At 73.7% G+C, this 17834-nt stretch carries 12 protein-coding genes; 11 read left to right on the forward strand and 1 reads right to left on the reverse strand.

Annotated features, from left to right (window positions below):
• Positions 1 to 36 precede the first annotated feature (36 nt).
• The 11 genes from ACFWUZ_RS26025 (at position 37) to ACFWUZ_RS26075 (ending at position 16612) form a co-directional block, all read left to right on the forward strand.
• Positions 37 to 2415, forward strand: a complete 2379-nt coding sequence (locus tag ACFWUZ_RS26025) for an ATP/GTP-binding protein (RefSeq protein WP_384377527.1) — start codon at positions 37 to 39, stop codon at positions 2413 to 2415.
• A 200-nt stretch (positions 2416 to 2615) separates the two neighbouring features.
• Positions 2616 to 4196, forward strand: a complete 1581-nt coding sequence (locus tag ACFWUZ_RS26030) for a PucR family transcriptional regulator (protein WP_384377530.1) — start codon at positions 2616 to 2618, stop codon at positions 4194 to 4196.
• A gap of 190 nt (positions 4197 to 4386) precedes the next feature.
• Positions 4387 to 5832 carry an aldehyde dehydrogenase family protein gene (locus ACFWUZ_RS26035; protein WP_384377533.1) on the forward strand — a complete coding sequence of 482 codons (1446 nt, stop codon included), beginning with the start codon at positions 4387 to 4389 and terminating at the stop codon, positions 5830 to 5832.
• Between the two features lie 152 nt (positions 5833 to 5984).
• Positions 5985 to 7949: an acyl-CoA dehydrogenase family protein gene (locus ACFWUZ_RS26040; protein ID WP_384377536.1), complete on the forward strand. Its 1965-nt coding sequence runs from the start codon at positions 5985 to 5987 to the stop codon at positions 7947 to 7949.
• A 65-nt stretch (positions 7950 to 8014) separates the two neighbouring features.
• Positions 8015 to 9364, forward strand: coding sequence for a hypothetical protein (locus ACFWUZ_RS26045; RefSeq protein WP_384377539.1), 1350 nt, complete (start codon positions 8015 to 8017; stop codon positions 9362 to 9364).
• Positions 9365 to 9384: 20 nt separating this feature from the next.
• The gene (gene dxr / locus ACFWUZ_RS26050) at positions 9385 to 10638 is read left to right on the forward strand and encodes a 1-deoxy-D-xylulose-5-phosphate reductoisomerase (protein WP_384377542.1); all 1254 of its coding nucleotides are present in this window, start codon (positions 9385 to 9387) and stop codon (positions 10636 to 10638) included.
• Positions 10635 to 11936 (forward strand): M50 family metallopeptidase, encoded by a 1302-nt coding sequence (locus ACFWUZ_RS26055; protein ID WP_384377545.1) that lies wholly within the window; start codon positions 10635 to 10637, stop codon positions 11934 to 11936. The genes dxr and ACFWUZ_RS26055 overlap by 4 nt, the downstream gene beginning before the upstream one ends.
• Before the next feature lie 173 nt (positions 11937 to 12109).
• Positions 12110 to 13267 carry a flavodoxin-dependent (E)-4-hydroxy-3-methylbut-2-enyl-diphosphate synthase gene (gene ispG, locus ACFWUZ_RS26060; RefSeq protein WP_384377548.1) on the forward strand — a complete coding sequence of 386 codons (1158 nt, stop codon included), beginning with the start codon at positions 12110 to 12112 and terminating at the stop codon, positions 13265 to 13267.
• Positions 13268 to 13400: 133 nt separating this feature from the next.
• On the forward strand, positions 13401 to 14243 hold the full coding sequence (locus ACFWUZ_RS26065; protein WP_384377669.1) for a GNAT family N-acetyltransferase: 843 nt from the start codon (positions 13401 to 13403) through the stop codon (positions 14241 to 14243).
• A 59-nt stretch (positions 14244 to 14302) separates the two neighbouring features.
• Positions 14303 to 14875 (forward strand): GNAT family N-acetyltransferase, encoded by a 573-nt coding sequence (locus ACFWUZ_RS26070; protein ID WP_384377551.1) that lies wholly within the window; start codon positions 14303 to 14305, stop codon positions 14873 to 14875.
• Positions 14876 to 14917: 42 nt separating this feature from the next.
• A complete protein-coding gene (locus ACFWUZ_RS26075) occupies positions 14918 to 16612 on the forward strand; it encodes a proline--tRNA ligase (RefSeq protein ID WP_384377554.1) in 1695 nt (564 codons plus the stop codon).
• Positions 16613 to 16796: 184 nt separating this feature from the next.
• Here the strand turns inward: ACFWUZ_RS26075 and ACFWUZ_RS26080 are convergent, their stop codons facing one another.
• A complete protein-coding gene (locus ACFWUZ_RS26080) occupies positions 16797 to 17801 on the reverse strand; it encodes a slipin family protein (protein WP_384377557.1) in 1005 nt (334 codons plus the stop codon).
• Between the last annotated feature and the right edge of the window lie 33 nt (positions 17802 to 17834).

Raw genomic sequence — 17834 nt, forward strand, 5'->3', positions numbered from 1 at the left:
CCGCAGCGCACGGCACGGTCAGGGGGCAGGGGTTTCATGGACACCGAGGGCACGCACGACGCACGGACCACCCGCGCAGGCCACGTCCCGAGGCCCGCCGACCCGCCGGCCGCGTCTCCTCCGCCGCCCGTGCCCGGCTCCGCCCCGCCGAAGCCCGCCCACGCGCCGGCCGTCGGGCCGTCGCTGGCGGACTGGCTGCGCGCCCCGCGCCCGCAGGCGGAGCCGGGCGTCTGGAGGTTCCGCCACAAGCCCAGGGAGGGCGAGGAGGCGGAGTCTGTCACCGACCGATCGCTGCTGACCGGAGCGGTCATCTCGTTCCTGGCGTGCGTACTGGCCTGGTCCCTGCTGACCAACAACTACATCCCCTACGCCGACCTTCCTTTGAAGCTCTTCACCCCTCGGGACTGGTGGTCGTTCGGCGGTGGAGCCGCCGACCGCCGGGGTATGGCAGCCATCCAGGCCTATGAGCTGCTGCTGACGGGGGCGCTGGTCTTCTGGTTCAGTCGGCTTGGCTCCTGGGGCCTGGCCTTCGGACGTCTCGTCGCGGCGCACGGTGGCGGACCCCGCGTCGCGGGCGCGGCGTTCGTGGCCCTCTTCGTGGCGATGCTGATCTCGACGAAGACCCTCCCCGCGGACCCTCTGGTCTTCGGGTACGTTCCCTTCCGTGAGCTGAGCCCGGTGGTCGGGCTCGTGGTGAACCTGCTGCTGTACGTGGTGCTGTACGGGCCCGTCGTCTACCTCTTCCTCCGACTGGCCGACGGGCGGGGCCCGCGCGGCTCTGCCCAGGGGGCGGCCCACCCCGCCACGGAACAGCCAGGCCAGCACGTCGAGGACCCCGCCGGATGGCCGCAGGTGCGGGCCGCCGGGCTCGGGGAGGTGGCCGAGAGGCTGGGTGGGGAGATCGCTGCCGGGCGGATGAACGACGTGGACTACGCGCGGATCCGGCGCGCCTGGGAGTCCGTGCGCGTCGACCCCGCACGGCTGCGGGCCTTCGCCGAGGCCGTCCGGGACAAGGGCGCCGGCGCCTGCGTCCACCCCTCCGGGGACCGGGACCTGCCCGCCCGGGCCGCCCGGCACGACCTGCTGGCCCGCCAGGTGCTGCTGGGCTCCGCCGTGGACGGGGCGCGGAACCCCTACGCCCGCCGCGGCACCGGCCTGGCCCTGGACCCCGACGTCCTGGGCACCTCCCTGCTGGCCGTCGGTCCCTCCGGCACCGGCAAGACCTCCCGGCTGGTACGGCCCGTCGTGGAGTCCCTCGCCCTGCAGGCGCTCGCCGGCCAGGCCGCCGTCGTGGCCGTCGGCGCGGCCGGGGCCCGGCTCGGCCCGGACTCCGCCTACGACGTCGTGGTCCGCGTCGGGGACCCGGCCTCCGTCTACGACCTCGACCTCTACGGCGGCACCACCGACCCCGACGAGGCGGCCACCCTGCTGGCCGAGGCCTTCGTCGGAGACCTCCCGGGCGTCGACGTACGCCGCGCCGCGACCGCCCTCGCCCAGCTGCTCGGGCCGTTCCGCGCCGCTTACGGCCGCTTCCCCGCCGTGCCCGAGCTGCGCGAACTGCTCGACCGGGTCCCGCCCTCCCTCGCGGGGCTGCGGCGCGCCCTGGAGGACGCCGGGCAGCTCTCCATGCTGCGCGAGCTCGACGCGCGGGAGCGCCAGCACGGCACCGCCGCCGACCCCGGACCGGCTCTCGCCGACCGGGTGGCCCTGCTCGACCGGCCCGCCTTCGCCGCGTTCTTCCACGTGGGCGACGTCGAGGGCACCGGCCGGGGACGCCCCTTCTCGCTGCGCGCCCTGGAACACCCGATCCGGGTCCGCGTCGACCTGCCGGAGCGCGGCCACGCCGACGCCTCCCGCATGCTGGCCCGGCTGCTGCTCGCCCAGTTCAACGCCGCGGCCGCGGCCCGCACCGACCGCTCCCTCTTCGCCTTCCTCGCCATCGACGACGCCTCGCACACCCTGACCCCGGAGACCGTCCGGGGCGTGCAGCGGCTGCGTTCGGCGAACGCGGGCGTCCTGCTGACGCTGCGCACGCTGGACGACGTACCGGAAGCCCTGCGGACGCCCCTGCTCGGTGCCGTCGGCTGCCGGATGGCCTTCTCGGGGGTCACCACCTGGGACGGCAAGCGCTTCGCGGAGGCCTGGGGCACCGAATGGGTGGAGACGCGGGACGTCACGCACCGGACCGTCTTCGCCGACCAGCCGCTGACCCGGGCCATCCACGCCTTCCGCAAGCTCGTCACGGGCAAGGCGGTGACCACGGACGCGGTCACCGTGCGGCAGGTGGAACGGGAGCGCTGGTCCGCCTCCGACCTGGCGCACGCCGTGCCGCCCGGGCACGCCGTGCTGTCGCTGACCTCGATCCGCGGGGAACGGGCCGCTCCGCTGCTCGTCGAGCTGACCGGGACGATCTGAGCCGGGGGCGGCCCCGGACAGCCCCGACCCGTACGGGGTGGCAGAATCGAGGGGAGCCGTTCATACGTCACGGCGAAAAGCGCAGACGGCTGGCGCTTGCTCCTCCCCGACCTCCAGCACCTCAGCACTTCCAGCACCTCCGGCGCCTCCTGCACCTCCGCCGTCCCGCCGCCCCCTCCCGCTAAGGCCCCTGGTAACCGATGCCGCTCACCCTCGCCTCGCTCGTCCAGCACTCGGCGCTCAAGCTCAGCGTCCGGGCGGGGGAGAGCCGCCTCGACACCCCGGTGCGCTGGGCCCACGTCAGCGAGCTGGCCGACCCCGTCCCGTACATGGAGGGCGGGGAACTGCTGCTGATCACCGCCATGAAGCTGGACGCCGAGGACCCCGAGGAGATGCGCCGGTACGTACGCCGCCTCGCCGCGGCGGGGGTCGTCGGCATCGGCTTCGCGATCGGCGTCAACTACGAGGCGGTCCCGGAGGCGCTGGTCCAGGCCGCCCGGGCCGAGGACCTGCCCCTGCTGGAGGTGCCGCGCCGCACCCCCTTCCTCGCGATCAGCAAGGCCGTCTCCGCGGCCCTCGCCGCGGACCAGTACCGGGCCGTGACCGCCGGCTTCGAGGCGCAGCGGGAACTGACCCGGGCCGCCCTGTCCGCCGACGGGCCCGCCGACCTGGTGGCGCGGCTGGCGGCGCACGTGCACGGCTGGGCCGCGCTGTACGACACCTCCGGCGCGGTCGTCGCGGCCGCCCCCGACTGGGCCGCCCGGCGGGCCGCCCGCCTCACCCCCGACGTGGAGCGGCTGCGGGAGCGGCCCGCGCCCGCCAGCGCCGTGGTCGGCGGCTCCGACGACCGGGTCGAGCTCCAGTCGCTGGGCACCGGCCGCCGGGCGCGGGGCGCGCTCGCCGTGGGCACCGGGGCCCCGCTGGGCACGGCCGAGCGGTACGCCGTGCACTCCGCGGTGGCCCTGCTCACCCTGACCACCGAGCGCTCGCGGTCCCTGCACGACGCCGAGTCCCGGCTGGGCGCGGCCGTGCTGCGGATGCTCCTCGCCGGCGAGGCCGAGCACGCCCGGGCCGTGGCCGGGGATCTGTACGGGGCCCTGCTGGAGGCGCCGTTCCGGCTGATCGTGGCCGAACCGGCGCTGGCGGGCACGGCCCAGCCCGAGGGGCTGGCGCTGCTCGCCGACGCGGTGGAGTCGGCGGCCGCCCGCACCGGCGAGGCGCTGCTGGTGGTGCCCGAGCCCGGCCGGCTCGTGGTCCTGGCCGCAGACGGGGGCTCGGCCGTACACGCCTGCGCGGACCACGCGGAGGCGCTGGAGTCGCGGCGCGGGCGCGAGGCCACCGGGCCGGAACCGGACGAGCTGGTGGTCGGCCTGTCCGCCCCCGCCGGGCCCCCGGGCGTGGCGGCGGCCATGAAGCAGGCCGACCAGGCCCTGGCGGTGGCCCGGCGCCGCGGCCGGCCGCTGGTCGAGCACGAGGAGATGGCAGCCGGCTCCGTCCTGCCCCTGCTGGCCGACGAGGCCGTACGCGCCTTCGCGGACGGCACGCTGCGGGCCCTGCGCGAACACGACGCGGTGGGCCGGGGCGACCTGGTGGCCTCCTTGCAGGCGTGGCTCTCCCGCCACGGCCAGTGGGACGCGGCCGCGGCCGACCTCGGCGTCCACCGGCACACCCTGCGCTACCGGATGAAGCGGGTCGAGGAGATCCTGGGCCGCTCGCTCGACGACCCGGACGTCCGCATGGAGCTGTGGCTCGCCCTGAAGGCCGCCTCCACCCCCGGCTGAGCGGTCCGCCGCCCGGGGCACCGGCGCCGCCGGGCACGACACTGACAAACCGGCGCGGCGCGGACGGCGTGTACTACACGCCGGACAAACGCCGAATCCCCGGCGGAGTCCTACGGTGGAGGGGACAAGGACCCGCCCCCAGCCACCGCTGGGAGGTACCGCCAGCACACTCCGAAGGGCCGGGATTCGCATGACTTCCACCCACGCCTTCTGGCTCGCCGGCCGCCAGGCCACCGGCGAGGACAGCTTCGACGTCCACTCCCCGTGGGACGGCCGCCTGGTCGGCACGGTCAGCGTGCCCACCGACGCGCAGGTCGAAGAGGCTGTGGCCGCGGCGTACGCCGTGACGGCGGAGTTCTCCGCGACCCCCGCCCACGTACGGGCCGCCGCCCTGGACCACGTGTCCAAGCGGCTCGCCGAGCGCACCGAGGAGATCGCCCAGCTGATCTCCGCCGAGAACGGCAAGCCGGTCAAGTGGGCGCGCGGTGAGGTCGGCCGTGCGGTGTCCGTGTTCCGCTTCGCCGCCGAGGAGGCCCGCCGCTTCAACGGCGGAGAGGCCCAGCGCCTCGACACCGACGCCGGCGGCGTCGGCCGTCTCGCCCTCACGCGCCGCTTCGTCAAGGGGCCGGTCCTCGGCATCGCGCCGTTCAACTTCCCGCTGAACCTGTGCGCCCACAAGGTGGCCCCGGCCATCGCCGTCGGCGCGCCGATCATCCTCAAGCCGGCCCCGGCCACCCCTCTCTCCGGGCTGATCCTGGGCGAGCTGCTCGCCGAGACCGACCTCCCGGTGGGCTCCTGGTCGGTCCTGCCGGTCGCGAACGACAAGATGCCCGCCCTGGTCAAGGACGAGCGCCTCCCCGTCATCTCCTTCACCGGCTCCGACACCGTCGGCTACGCCATCCAGCAGTCGGTGCCCCACAAGCACTGCACCCTGGAGCTCGGCGGCAACGCCGCGGCCGTGGTCCTGGACGACTGGGCCTCCGAGGCCGACCTCGACTGGGCCGCGACCCGTATCGCGACCTTCTCGAACTACCAGGCCGGCCAGTCCTGCATCTCCGTGCAGCGCGTGATCGCCGACGCGACCGTCTACGACCGCCTCGTCGAGAAGGTCGTCGCCAAGGTCCAGGCGCAGGTCACCGGTGACCCCTCCGACGCGGCCACCGACGTCGGCCCGCTCGTCTCCGAGGCCGCCGCCCAGCGCGTCGAGTCCTGGGTGGACGAGGCGGTCTCCGCCGGAGCCAAGCTGCTCACCGGCGGCAAGCGCGAGGGCGCCTCGTACGAGCCCACCGTCCTCGCGGAGGTCCCGGCGGGCGTCAAGCTCGCCACCGAGGAGGTCTTCGGACCGGTCCTGACGCTGACGAAGGTCGAGAACACCGACGAGGCCTTCGCCGCCGTCAACGACTCGAAGTTCGGTCTGCAGACCGGCGTCTTCACCCGTGACATCCAGGTCGCCTTCCGCGCGCACCGCGAGCTCGAGGTCGGCGGTGTGATCATCGGTGACGCGCCGTCCTACCGCGCCGACCAGATGCCGTACGGCGGCGTCAAGCAGTCCGGTGTGGGCCGCGAGGGTGTCCGCTACGCGATGGACGACTACACGTACGAGCGAGTCCTGGTCCTGACCGGCCTCGACATCTGATCTCGTACGGCCAAAAAGCCGACGGCCGGAGCCTACTGTGCGGGGGCTCCGGCCGTCCCCCTTTTCCACCTCGCCCAGAACGGGTACGACTGACAGGCAGCACCGGCCGGCAGGCCGGTACCACCGACTCCGGCGGCGAGGTGAGCCCCCTCATGTCCGCAACACAGCCCGCACAGCCCGTACAGCCCGGCACGCAGCCCAAGGTGACCGAGCGCGAGGCACGGCAGGTCGCGGAAGCGGCCCGGGAACAGGACTGGCGCAAGCCCAGCTTCGCCAAGGAACTGTTCCTGGGACGGTTCCGGCTCGACCTGATCCACCCCCACCCCCTCCCCGCGGAGGAGGACGTCCGGCGCGGCGAGGCCTTCCTGGCCCGGCTGCGGGAGTTCTGCGAGACCTCGATCGACGGGGCCCTCATCGAGCGCGAGGCGAAGATCCCCGACGAGACGGTGCGCGGGCTCAAGGAGCTGGGCGCCCTCGGCATGAAGATCGACCCCAAGTACGGGGGCCTCGGCCTCACCCAGGTCTACTACAACAAGGCGCTCGCCCTCGTCGGCTCGGTCAGCCCCGCCATCGGCGCCCTGCTCTCCGCCCACCAGTCGATCGGCGTGCCCCAGCCGCTGAAGATGTTCGGGACCCAGGAGCAGAAGGACGCCTACCTGCCCCGGTGCGCCACCACCGCCATCAGCGCCTTCCTGCTCACCGAGCCCGACGTGGGCTCCGACCCGGCGCGCCTGGCCACCACGGCGGTCCCCGACGGGGAGGACGCGTACGTCCTCGACGGCGTGAAGCTGTGGACCACCAACGGGGTCGTCGCCGACCTCCTCGTCGTCATGGCCCGGGTGCCCAGGAGCGAGAACCACCGGGGCGGGATCACCGCCTTCGTCGTGGAGGCCGACTCGCCGGGGATCACCGTCGAGCACCGCAACGCCTTCATGGGCCTGCGCGGCCTGGAGAACGGCGTGACCCGCTTCCACCAGGTACGGGTCCCCGCCGCCCAGCGGATCGGCGCCGAGGGGGCCGGGCTGAAGATCGCCCTGACCACCCTCAACACCGGCAGGCTGTCGCTGCCCGCCATGTGCGTCGGCGCGGGGAAGTGGTGCCTGAAGATCGCCCGCGAGTGGTCCGGCGTCCGCGAGCAGTGGGGCAGGCCGGTCGCGAAGCACGAGGCGGTCGGCGCCAAGATCTCCTTCATCGCCGCCACCACCTTCGCCCTGGAAGCCGTCGTGGACCTCGCCTCCCAGATGGCCGACGAGGACCGCAACGACATCCGCATCGAGGCGGCCCTCGCCAAGCTGTACGGCTCCGAGATGGCCTGCCTGATGGCCGACGAGCTCGTCCAGATCCGCGGCGGCCGCGGCTTCGAGACCGCCGAGTCCCTCGCGGCGCGCGGCGAACGGGCCGTCCCCGCCGAGCAGATGCTCCGCGACCTGCGCATCAACCGGATCTTCGAGGGCTCCACGGAGATCATGCACCTGCTGATCGCACGCGAGGCCGTCGACGCCCACCTGTCGGTCGCCGGAGACCTCATCGACCCCGAGAAGGACCTGGGCGACAAGGCGAAGGCGGGCGCCCGCGCGGCCGGCTTCTACGCCCGCTGGCTGCCGAAACTGGCCACCGGCGCGGGCCAGCTGCCGGGCACCTACCGGGAGTTCCACCCCGGCGGTCACCCGGACCTGGCCACCCACCTGCGCTACGTGGAGCGCAGCGCCCGCAAACTGGCCCGGTCCACCTTCTACGCCATGTCGCGCTGGCAGGGCCGCATGGAGACCAAGCAGGGCTTCCTCGGCCGGATCGTCGACATCGGCGCGGAACTCTTCGCGATGAGCGCCGCCTGCGTCCGCGCCGAGCACCTGCGGGCCACCGGCGACCACGGCCGCGAGGCCTACCAGCTGGCCGACGCCTTCTGCCGGCAGTCGCGGATCCGCGTCGAGGAACTCTTCGGACGGCTCTGGACCAACACCGACGACCTCGACCGCACGGTGGTCCAGGGCGTCCTGTCCGGTACCTACACCTGGCTGGAGGAAGGCGTCCTCGACCCCTCGGGCGACGGCCCGTGGATCGCCGACGCCACCCCCGGCCCCTCCACCCGCAAGAACGTCCACCGCCCCCTTCGCTGATCCCCGCCCGCCTGCGATCATCGCCGCACGCCGACAGGCGTACGCGAGCGGTGACGGGGAATCGGATGCATGTGGACGCTGACCGGGAGAGCAGGCGGCTGGCCTGGTGCGTGGCGCTGCTGCTGCGCCACGCACCGGACGCCGTGGCGGCCGCCCTGCTCGGCCGCCTCGACGCGGCCACCCGCCGCTACCTCTGCCGCGACGAGTACCTGCCGGCTCCCGTCGTCACCCTTCTGCTGCGCGGCGGCAGCGACGAGGACCGCCGCACCATCGCCCGCAACCCCCAGGTGCTCGGCCGTCCTCTGGCCGGGCTGCCGGGCCCGGCGCGGTACGCGGCCCGGCCCGGCCCGGGGCCCGGGCTGCTCGCCACCCTGGGCGCCGAGCTGGGCCGCGGGACCGGGCCCGGGACCCCGCCCCTGACCGGCGCGGAGCTGATCGCCCTGCTGCGCCGCCACGGCCGCCGGCGCCCGCGCGTCCCGCTCGACGTGCTCACCCTGCCGTACGCGCTCGACCCCGCGGCGCTGCTCCGCGAGCACGCCCGCGATCCGCTGCCGCCCGGCTCCGTCGAGGCCCTGCTGCTCGTGGCCGGGCTGGACCGGCGGGACTGCCTGGCCCTGCTCGACACGCGTGCGCAGGGCTCGTACGGCCCCGGCTGGCACCGCCCCGCCGTGCGCGCGGTGCGGACCGGCAGCCTGACCTTCGACGAGCTCGCGGCGGCCGTGGCGCCGGCCCACCGCACCCTGCTGCTCGGCCAGGCCCACGGCACCGGCGGGCTCGCCTGGAACCTGGCCGAGTGGGCCGGGATGCGCTCGGCCCTGCAGCGCGTCCTGCGCCCCGCGCTGGGCGACGACCCGCGCCTGTGGGCCGAGCTGCAGCGGCACGCCCCGGGCTTCACCGGCACCCTGCCCGAGCTGGCGGCCGCGGTGGCGGCCGGGACCGCGCCCGGGCCGCCGTCCGCGTCCACGGCCGGCGCCGGGCCGGACCTCGCCGAGGCCGTGGCGGCGCTGGCTCCGGCCTCCCCGGAGCCCGTCGGCGGCGTGCAGCGCGAGCTGGCCCTGGCCAGCCTGGCCGTGCCCAACGCCATGGGCGACCTGCGCGAGGACGTGCGGTGGGTCCGCGCCTGCCTCGACGCGGGCCTGCTCACCGGCACCGACGTGATCGACCACAAGGCCCCCGCCGCCTGGGCGCTGGACGAGGCCCACTGGCTGGGGGACGTGGACCACCCCGACCGCCACGACCGGCCGCGGGCCGTCCTCGCCGCCCGGGCCGAGGCGGACCGGCTGTTCGCCGACGCCCTCGGCACGGACGCCGACGCCTGGTGGGGCGCGGCCCGCTCCCTGCCCGAGTTCGCCGGGACGCTGCCCGAACTGCTCGCCGGGGTCGTTCACGGGGACTCCGTGTCCAACCGCTCCTGACTTGCGGCAACAATGGGGGCATGAGCGACCGCCAAGCCCCCCTTGCCGATCCGCACCTCCTCTTCGACGGCGCGGGCGGCACCCGGGACATCGTCATCCTCGGCTCCACCGGGTCCATCGGCACCCAGGCCATCGACCTCGCCCTGCGCAACCCGGACCGGTTCCGGGTGACCGCGCTGTCCGCGGCGGGCGGGCGGGTCGGGCTGCTGGCCGAGCAGGCCCGGCTGCTGCGGGTCAGCACCGTGGCCGTGGCACGCGAGGACGTCGTACCGGCCCTGAAGGAGGCGCTGAGCGCCCAGTACGGCCCGTCCGAGCCGCTGCCCGAGATCCTGGCCGGTCCCGGCGCGGCGACCGAGCTGGCGGCCTCCGAGTGCCACACCGTCCTCAACGGGATCACCGGTTCCATCGGCCTCGCGCCCACCCTGGCCGCACTGCGGGCCGGCCGGACCCTGGCCCTCGCCAACAAGGAGTCGCTGATCGTCGGCGGCCCGCTGGTCAAGGAGCTCGCGAAGCCGGGCCAGATCATCCCGGTGGACTCCGAGCACGCGGCGCTCTTCCAGGCGCTCGCCGCCGGCACCCGGGCCGATGTGCGCAAGCTCGTGGTCACCGCCTCCGGCGGCCCCTTCCGCGGCCGCACCCGCGCCGAGCTCGCGGGTGTCACCGTCCAGGACGCGCTCGCCCATCCCACCTGGGCCATGGGTCCGGTGATCACCGTCAACTCGGCCACGCTGGTCAACAAGGGGCTGGAGGTCATCGAGGCGCACCTGCTCTACGACATCCCCTTCGAGCAGATCGAGGTCGTGGTCCACCCCCAGTCCTACGTGCACTCGATGGTGGAGTTCACGGACGGCTCCACCCTCGCCCAGGCCACCCCGCCGGACATGCGCGGGCCCATCGCGATCGGGCTCGGCTGGCCCGAGCGGGTCCCGGACGCGGCCCCCGCCTTCGACTGGACCAAGGCGTCGGCCTGGGAGTTCTTCCCGCTGGACACGGAGGCGTTCCCCGCGGTGGGCCTGGCCCGGCACGTGGGTGCCCTGGGCGGTACGGCCCCGGCGGTGTTCAATGCGGCGAACGAGGAGTGCGTCGAGGCGTTCCTGGCCGGTCGGCTGCCGTTCACAGCAATCATGGATACGGTCTCTGCCGTGGTCGATGAGCACGGCACGCCGGACGCGGGAACCTCCCTCACCGTCCTGGACGTCCTCGAAGCGGAGACCTGGGCCAGGGCCCGGGCACAGGAGATGGCGGCTCGCGCCGCCGTGGAGGCGGGCGCATGACGATACTGCTCACGGCGATCGGCGTGGTCATCTTCGTGATCGGGCTGCTGTTCTCCATCGCCTGGCACGAGCTCGGCCACCTCTCCACGGCCAAGCTCTTCGGGATCCGCGTACCGCAGTACATGGTCGGTTTCGGCCGGACCATCTGGTCGCGCCGGCGGGGCGACACCGAGTACGGGCTCAAGGCCATCCCGATGGGCGGCTACATCCGCATGATCGGGATGTTCCCGCCAGGCGAGGACGGCAAGGTCACCGCCCGCTCGACCTCGCCCTTCCGCTCGATGATCGAGGACGCCCGCTCGGCGGCGTACGAGGAGCTGCGACCCGGCGACGAGTCGCGGCTCTTCTACACGCGCAAGCCGTGGAAGCGCGTGATCGTGATGTTCGCCGGCCCCTTCATGAACCTGGTGCTGGCGCTGGCGATCTTCTTCGGCGTGTGGATGACCTTCGGGATCAGCCAGACGACCACCCAGGTCGCGACGGTCTCGCCCTGCGTCATCAAGCAGAGCCAGAACCGCGAGGTCTGCAAGGACGGGGACCCGGCGGCCCCCGCCAAGGCGGCCGGCCTCCAGGTGGACGACCGGATCGTCGCCTTCAACGGCCGCAAGGTGGAGGACTGGACCGCCCTCCAGCAGAAGATCCGCGACACCGTCGGCCCCGCCACCGTCACGGTGGTCCGGGACGGCCGGGAGCTGACCCTCCCGGTGAACCTGATCGCCAACCAGGTGGCCAGGACGGACGGCCACGGCGGGTACGTCAAGGGCGAGTACGTGACGGCCGGCTGGCTCGGCTTCACGCCCCGGAGCGAGATCGCCGCACTGTCCTTCGGCCAGTCCGTGGACCACATGGGCGAGATCGTGGCCAACAGCGTGCAGGGGCTGGTCCAGCTCCCGGCCAAGGTCCCCGCCCTGTGGGACGCCGCCTTCAACGGCGGCGAGCGCGAGCCCGACTCCCCGATGGGCATCGTGGGGGCGGCCCGGATCAACGGGGAGATCGCCACCCTGGACATCCCGGCCGAGCAGCGGATGTCGATCATGCTCAACGTCCTGGGCATGTTCAACCTCTCGCTGTTCCTGTTCAACATGCTGCCGCTGCTGCCGCTGGACGGCGGGCACATCGCGGGCGCCCTGTGGGAGTCGGTCCGGCGCAACGTGGCGCGGCTCTTCCGGCGCGAGGACCCGGGCCCCTTCGACGTGGCGAAGCTGATGCCCGCCGCCTACGTGGTGGCCGGGGTGTTCGTCTGCTTCACGCTGCTCGTGCTCGTCGCGGACGTGGTGAACCCGATCAAGATCACGTAGTCGCGGCGGCTACCACGGCCGGCCGGGGCCGGGCACGCATCGTGCCCGGCCCCCTACGTTCGGGTGGCACGGCCGTCCGGATGCGTGGGGGCGGCGGCGCTTGGCGTAATCTCGGAGGCTGGAGCCCGCGCCGGTCTCGGGACCTTGATCCACACCTTGGGGTTGCACAGCAGATGACTGCCATCTCTCTCGGAATGCCGTCCGTGCCGACGAAGCTTGCCGACCGCCGGGTCAGCCGCAAGATCCAGGTCGGTTCCGTGGCCGTCGGAGGCGACGCACCCATCTCGGTGCAGTCGATGACCACCACCCGCACCTCCGACATCGGCGCCACGCTCCAGCAGATCGCCGAGCTGACCGCCTCCGGCTGCAACATCGTCCGCGTGGCCTGCCCGACCCAGGACGACGCCGACGCGCTCTCCGTGATCGCCAAGAAGTCGCAGATCCCGGTCATCGCCGACATCCACTTCCAGCCCAAGTACGTCTTCGCCGCGATCGACGCGGGATGCGCCGCGGTCCGTGTGAACCCGGGCAACATCAAGCAGTTCGACGACAAGGTCAAGGAGATCGCGAAGGCCGCGAACGACGCGGGCACCCCGATCCGGATCGGCGTGAACGCGGGCTCCCTCGATGCCCGGCTGCTGAAGAAGTACGGCAAGGCCACTCCCGAGGCGCTCGTCGAGTCCGCGCTGTGGGAGGCCTCCCTCTTCGAGGAGCACGGCTTCAGCGACATCAAGATCTCGGTCAAGCACAACGACCCGGTCGTCATGGTCAACGCCTACCGCCAGCTGGCCGCCGCCTGCGACTACCCGCTGCACCTCGGCGTGACCGAGGCCGGGCCCGCCTTCCAGGGCACCATCAAGTCCGCCGTCGCCTTCGGCGCCCTGCTCTCCGAGGGCATCGGCGACACCATCCGCGTCTCCCTCTCCGCCCCGCCGGCGGAGGAGGTCAAGGTCGGTATCCAGATCCTGGAGTCGCTGAACCTCAAGCCGCGCCGCCTGGAGATCGTCTCCTGCCCGTCCTGCGGCCGGGCCCAGGTCGACGTGTACAAGCTGGCCGAGGAGGTCACGGCGGGCCTGGAGGGCATGGAGGTCCCGCTGCGCGTCGCGGTCATGGGCTGCGTCGTCAACGGCCCGGGCGAGGCCCGCGAGGCCGACCTCGGCGTCGCCTCCGGCAACGGCAAGGGCCAGATCTTCGTGAAGGGCGAGGTCATCAAGACCGTTCCCGAGTCGAAGATCGTGGAGACCCTCATCGAAGAGGCGATGAAGATCGCCGAGCAGATGGAGAAGGACGGCGTGATGTCCGGCGAGCCCACCGTCGCCATCGGAGTCTGATCTTCCACGGCCCGGCCCCGCTCCCCGTCCGGGGAGCGGGGCCGGGTTTTTCGCGGTCCGTGGGACGCGGCATCCTCCAGTGGTGCCGGGTACAGTGCGGAGACCAGCAGACTTGTACGGTGAGGCCCCAGTGTTGACGCAGACCACCACCCGGGTCCTTGAGCCCAGTGATCTCGACGCCGCGCTCGAAGTCCTCGGACGCGAGCCGGTGGCGAACGCCTTCGTCACCTCCCGGGTCCAGGTCGCCGGCCTCGATCCGTGGCGCCTGGGCGGCGAGATGTGGGGCTGGTACGCCGACGGCGAGCTGCGCTCCCTCTGCTACGCCGGTGCCAACCTGGTCCCCGTCTGCGCCGTACCAGACGCCGTGCGCGCCTTCGCCGAGCGGGCCCGCCGCACCGGTCGCCGCTGCTCCTCCATCGTCGGCCCCGCCGACGCCACCCGGCTGCTGTGGCACCTCCTGGAACCCAGCTGGGGCCCGGCCCGCGACGTCCGCTCCCATCAGCCCCTCATGATCATCGAGGAGCCGTCCGCCACCGTCCGGCCCGATCCGCAGGTCCGCCGGATCCGCAAGGACGAGATGGACCTGATCATGCCCGCCTGCGTGGCCATGTTCACCGAGGAGGTCGGCATCTCGCCGATGGCCGGCGACGGCGGGCTGCTCTACCAGGCCCGGGTCGCCGAGCTCGTCGGCAGCGGCCGTTCCTTCGCCCGCGTCGAGGACGGCAAGGTCGTCTTCAAGGCGGAGATCGGCGCCGCCACCGCACGGGCCTGCCAGATCCAGGGAGTGTGGGTGGACCCCGCATTCCGCGGCCGGGGCCACTCCGAGACCGGGATGGCCGCCGTCGTCGCGTACGCCCTGCGGGACGTGGCACCCGTGGTCAGCCTCTACGTCAACGACTTCAACACCGCCGCGCGGGCGGCCTACCGGCGGGTCGGCTTCCGGGAAGTCGGCGCGTTCATGAGTGTCCTGTTCTGACCGGACACCGGCCCCCGCCGCCATACCGGAGCGGCACTACCCCGCAGTAAGGTCGCGGCATGCTGCCAACTCCCGGGGGCGACGACCCCGTCCGCCCCGCCGGCCTCCGGATCGGCCCCCTCGACCTCGCCGCCCGCGTGGACGAGGCCCTGCGCGTGCAGGCGGTCGCCTTCGGCCTCAGCGAGGAAGAGGTCGGCATCCGGCGCTACATCGTCCAGCGCCACATGGCCTGCGGCGGAGCCCGCGCGCTCGGGGCCTTCACCGAGGACGGGTCGCTCACCGGGTTCGTGTACGGGATGCCGAACGACCGCACGTACTGGTGGTCCACCGTCGTCGAGCCCTACCTGCGGGCCGACGGCCTCGACGGCTGGCTCGACCACTCCTTCGTGATCACCGAACTCCACGTCCACCCCGGCTTCCAGGGCCACGGAGTCGGCCGCGCGCTGATCACCCGCATCACCGACGGCGCCGCCGAGCCGCGCTCGATCCTCTCCGCCATCGACACCGACAGCCCGGCCAGACGGCTCTACGGGGCCCTCGGCTACACGGACCTCGCCCGCCGGGTCCACTTCCCGAGCGCGAGCCTCCCGTACGCCGTCATGGGCGCCCCGCTGCCGCTGCGCCGGCCCTGAATCCGGTACCGGGGCCCGGAGCACCCCCGGTAACCTCCCGGTATGTCAACGCAACACGTGCAGCGCATGTCCCGCCTCCTCGCCAAGACCCTCCGCGAGGACCCGGCCGACGCGGAGACCGTCAGCCACCGCCTCCTGGTCCGCGCCGGGTACGTGCGGCGCAGCTCGGCCGGGGTGTGGACCTGGCTGCCGCTGGGCAAGCGGGTCCTGGAGAACGTCTCGCGCATCGTCCGCGAGGAGATGGATGCGATCGGCGCCCAGGAGGTGCTGCTGCCGGCGCTGCTGCCGAAGGAGCCGTACGAGGTCAGCGGGCGCTGGTCGGAATACGGCGACCTGCTGTTCCGGCTCCGGGACCGCAAGGGCGCGGACTATCTGCTCGGCCCGACCCACGAGGAGATCTTCACCCTGCTGGTCAAGGACCAGTGCACCTCGTACAAGGACCTGCCGGTCATGCTCTACCAGATCCAGACCAAGTACCGCGACGAGGCGCGGCCCCGGTCGGGCGTGCTGCGGGGGCGCGAGTTCCAGATGAAGGACTCGTACTCCTTCGACGTGTCCGACGAGGGCCTGGAGGAGTCGTACCGGCTCCACCGAGAGGCGTACGTCCGGATCTTCGAGCGCCTCGGGCTGGATCACCGGATCGTCTCCGCGGTGTCCGGCGCCATGGGCGGATCGGCGTCGGAGGAGTTCCTGGCACCGGCGCCGGCCGGCGAGGACACCTTCGCGGACTGCCCCTCCTGCGCCTACGCGGCCAACACGGAGGCCGTCACCTTCGCCCTGGCGCCGGTCGCCGGGGAGCACCCGGCGCTGGAGGAGGTGGACACCCCCGACACCCCGACGATCGAGACGCTCGCCGCGCACCTGGGGGTCCCCGCCTCGGCGACGCTGAAGAACCTGCTGGTGAAGGTGGACGGCGAGATCGTGGCCGTCGGCGTGCCGGGCGACCGGGAGGTGGACCTCGGCAAGCTGGGCGAGCACCTGGCGCCCGCGGTCGTGGAACTGGTGACGGCGGAGGACTTCGAGGGCCGCTCCGACCTCGTACGGGGCTACGTGGGCCCGCAGGGCCTGGAGAAGGTCCGCTACCTGGCCGACCCCCGCGTCGCCCCCGGCACCTCCTGGGTCACCGGGGCCAACCGGGCCGACACCCACGCCCGGAACGTGGTCTGCGGCCGCGACTTCGAGGTGGACCAGTACCTCGACGTGGTCGTCGTGGAGCCGGGCGACCCCTGCCCCTCCTGCGGTACGGGCCTGCGGCTCGACCGGGCGATCGAGATCGGGCACATCTTCCAGCTGGGCCGCAAATACGCGGACGCCTTCGGGCTCGACGTCCTGGGCCGCGAGGGCAAGCCGGTCCGGGTCACCATGGGCTCGTACGGCATCGGCGTCTCCCGCGCGGTGGCGGCGCTGGCCGAGCAGACGGCCGACGAGCGCGGGCTGTGCTGGCCGGCGGCCGTGGCCCCGGCCGACGTCCACGTGGTGGCGGCGGGCAAGGCGGTCCCGCTCGCGCTGGCGGAGGAGGCGGCCACGGCGCTGGCCGCCAAGGGCCTGCGGGTGCTGTTCGACGACCGCCCGGGCCTGTCCCCGGGGGTGAAGCTCACGGACGCGGAGCTGATCGGCGTCCCGTGGATCCTGGTCGCGGGCCGCCGCTCCGCGGAAGCGGTCGTCGAGCTCCAGGACCGCGCGACGGGAACCCGCGAGGAACTGCCGCTGACGGAGGCCCTCGCCCGCCTGACGTAGCCGGCGGGCCGGGCCCCGGGACGGGCCGGCGGCCGGCCCCGCGCAGCCGGCCGGGCCCGGTCCGGCCGGTCACGCGCGGAGCCGGGCGGCGGCGCTGCGGCTGCGACGGTGGTCGCCAGGGCCCGGCCCGGGCCGCCACGGCTCGGCCGGCCGGTGCCGGGGGCAGTGATCGGCCGGACCCGCCCTAACGGCGCCGGCCGTCCGGGTCCGGCGGGGGCGGCGACGGGGCGTCCAGGTACAGGCCGTCGGCCGGGCCGCCCGGTGCGGCGGCGGGCGGGGACCCACCCGGAAGCAGCTCCGCCGGGGGCGCCGGCGGAGCGTCCGCGGCCCGGCCGGCAGCCTGCGGTCCGTCGACCACGGCCGGCCCGGGGCCCTCGGTGGCCGGGCCGGCCGGGGCCGGGTCCTCGTGCGGGACGGGCGCCGCGGGCGAGGGCGCGGAGCGCTCCAGGAAGCGCAGCAGTTCCACCGGGAACGGCAGGACCAGGGTGGAGTTCTTCTCCGCGGCCACCGCCACCACCGTCTGCAGCAGACGCAGCTGGAGCGCCGCGGGCTGGTCGGACATGACCCCGGCCGCCTCGGCCAGCTTGTGCGAGGCCTGCAGCTCCGCATCCGCGTTGATCACACGGGCGCGGCGCTCGCGGTCCGCCTCCGCCTGCCGGGCCATCGACCGCTTCATCGTCTCCGGCAGGGACACGTCCTTGATCTCGACGCGGTCGATCTGCACGCCCCAGCCCACCGCCGGGCTGTCGATCATCAGCTCCAGCCCCTGGTTGAGCATCTCCCGGTTGGACAGCAGGTCGTCCAGGTCCGATTTCCCGATGATCGACCGCAGTGAGGTCTGCGCCATCTGCGAGACGGCGAACCGGTAGTCCTCCACCGCCACGACCGCGTTCGCGGGGTCGACGACCTTGAAGTACACGACGGCGTCCACGCGGACCGTGACGTTGTCCCGGGTGATGCCCTCCTGGGCGGGCACCGGCAGCGTCACGACCTGCATGTTCACCTTCCGCAGGCGATCCACGCCGGGGACGATCAGGGTGAATCCGGGGCCCCGCACGTCCTCGCGCAGCCGTCCGAGGCGGAACACCAGGCCCCGCTCGTACTGCTTCACCACCCGCGCGGCGGCGCCCACGTAGAGCGCGACGCCCGCGCCGGCCGCGATCACCGCTGTCAGGAGTTCCTCGACCATGACGGCCCCCTGCCGGACATCCGTCCGTACCCA

The sequence above is a fragment of the Streptomyces sp. NPDC058646 genome (assembly GCF_042716875.1).
GTDB lineage: Bacteria > Actinomycetota > Actinomycetes > Streptomycetales > Streptomycetaceae > Streptomyces.

Coding starts and splice junctions, on each gene's coding strand:
- ACFWUZ_RS26025 (WP_384377527.1), top strand. CDS start 37: ATGGACACCGAGGGCACGCACGACGCACGGACCACCCGCGCAGGCCAC.
- ACFWUZ_RS26030 (WP_384377530.1), top strand. CDS start 2,616: ATGCCGCTCACCCTCGCCTCGCTCGTCCAGCACTCGGCGCTCAAGCTC.
- ACFWUZ_RS26035 (WP_384377533.1), top strand. CDS start 4,387: ATGACTTCCACCCACGCCTTCTGGCTCGCCGGCCGCCAGGCCACCGGC.
- ACFWUZ_RS26040 (WP_384377536.1), top strand. CDS start 5,985: ATGTCCGCAACACAGCCCGCACAGCCCGTACAGCCCGGCACGCAGCCC.
- ACFWUZ_RS26045 (WP_384377539.1), top strand. CDS start 8,015: ATGCATGTGGACGCTGACCGGGAGAGCAGGCGGCTGGCCTGGTGCGTG.
- dxr (WP_384377542.1), top strand. CDS start 9,385: ATGAGCGACCGCCAAGCCCCCCTTGCCGATCCGCACCTCCTCTTCGAC.
- ACFWUZ_RS26055 (WP_384377545.1), top strand. CDS start 10,635: ATGACGATACTGCTCACGGCGATCGGCGTGGTCATCTTCGTGATCGGG.
- ispG (WP_384377548.1), top strand. CDS start 12,110: ATGACTGCCATCTCTCTCGGAATGCCGTCCGTGCCGACGAAGCTTGCC.
- ACFWUZ_RS26070 (WP_384377551.1), top strand. CDS start 14,303: ATGCTGCCAACTCCCGGGGGCGACGACCCCGTCCGCCCCGCCGGCCTC.
- ACFWUZ_RS26075 (WP_384377554.1), top strand. CDS start 14,918: ATGTCAACGCAACACGTGCAGCGCATGTCCCGCCTCCTCGCCAAGACC.
- ACFWUZ_RS26080 (WP_384377557.1), bottom strand. CDS start 17,801: ATGGTCGAGGAACTCCTGACAGCGGTGATCGCGGCCGGCGCGGGCGTC.